This is a genomic window from Streptomyces sp. NRRL WC-3605, assembly GCF_001509795.1.
GTDB classification, from domain to species: Bacteria; Actinomycetota; Actinomycetes; order Streptomycetales; family Streptomycetaceae; genus Streptomyces; species Streptomyces viridochromogenes.
Window position 1 is genome coordinate 1 of the sequence record NZ_LLZN01000122.1, and the last position, 1404, is coordinate 1404.

The following is a 1404-nucleotide window of genomic DNA, read 5'->3' on the forward strand; positions in this document are numbered from 1 at the left end:
TCGTGCGCAAGGTGCTCATCGCCAACCGTGGCGAAATCGCTGTCCGCGTGGCCCGGGCCTGCCGGGACGCCGGGATCGCGAGCGTGGCCGTCTACGCGGATCCGGACCGTGACGCGTTGCATGTCCGCGCCGCGGATGAGGCGTTCGCCCTGGGCGGTGACACCCCGGCCACCAGCTACCTGGACATCGACAAGGTCCTGACCGCCGCCCGTGAGGCGGGGGCGGACGCGGTCCACCCCGGGTACGGGTTCCTGTCGGAGAACGCCGAGTTCGCCCAGGCGGTCCTGGACGCCGGGCTGATCTGGATCGGCCCGCCTCCGCAGGCCATCCGTGACCTCGGTGACAAGGTCGCCGCCCGGCACATCGCCCAGCGGGCCGGCGCCCCCCTGGTCGCGGGCACCCCCGACCCGGTGTCCGGTGCCGAGGAGGTCGTGGCCTTCGCGAAGGAGCACGGCCTGCCCATCGCGATCAAGGCCGCCTTCGGTGGCGGCGGCCGCGGCCTGAAGGTCGCCCGCACCCTCGAAGAGGTCCCCGAGCTGTACGACTCGGCCGTGCGTGAGGCCGTCGCCGCGTTCGGGCGCGGGGAGTGCTTCGTCGAGCGCTACCTCGACAAGCCCCGCCACGTCGAGACCCAGTGCCTGGCCGACACCCACGGCAACGTCGTGGTCGTCTCCACGCGTGACTGCTCGCTGCAGCGCCGCCACCAGAAGCTGGTGGAGGAGGCCCCCGCCCCGTTCCTCTCCGACGCCCAGGTGGAGGAGCTGTACGCGGCGTCGAAGGCCATCCTGAAGGAGGCCGGCTACGTCGGTGCGGGCACGGTGGAGTTCCTGGTCGGTGTGGACGGCACGATCTCCTTCCTGGAGGTCAACACGCGTCTGCAGGTCGAGCACCCGGTCACCGAGGAAGTCGCCGGGATCGACCTGGTACGGGAGATGTTCCGCATCGCCGACGGTGAGGAACTCGGCTACGGCGACCCGGTGCTGCGCGGGCACTCCTTCGAGTTCCGTATCAACGGCGAGGACCCGGGCCGCGGTTTCCTGCCCGCGCCGGGCACCGTGACCACGTTCGCCCCGCCGTCGGGTCCGGGTGTGCGCTTGGACGCGGGCGTGGAGTCCGGCAGTGTGATCGGCCCGGCGTGGGACTCGCTGCTGGCGAAGCTGATCGTCACCGGTGCCACCCGTGAGCAGGCGCTGCAGCGGGCCGCCCGCGCGCTGGAGGAGTTCCAGGTCGAGGGCATGGCCACGGCGATCCCGTTCCACCGGGCCGTCGTGAAGGACCCCGCGTTCGCGCCCGAGCTGACCGGTTCGGCGGACCCGTTCACGGTCCACACCCGGTGGATCGAGACCGAGTTCGTCAACGACATCAAGCCCTTCACCGCCCCCACCGACACCGGCACCGACGAGG

The 1404-nt window shown here is 71.7% G+C and carries 1 protein-coding gene; it reads left to right on the top strand.

Annotation, left to right across the window (positions count from 1 at the left end):
- Positions 1 to 2: 2 nt before the first annotated feature.
- On the top strand, positions 3 to 1404 hold a 1402-nt coding region (locus tag ADL34_RS33565; protein WP_062674824.1), incomplete at its 3' end, for an acetyl-CoA carboxylase biotin carboxylase subunit.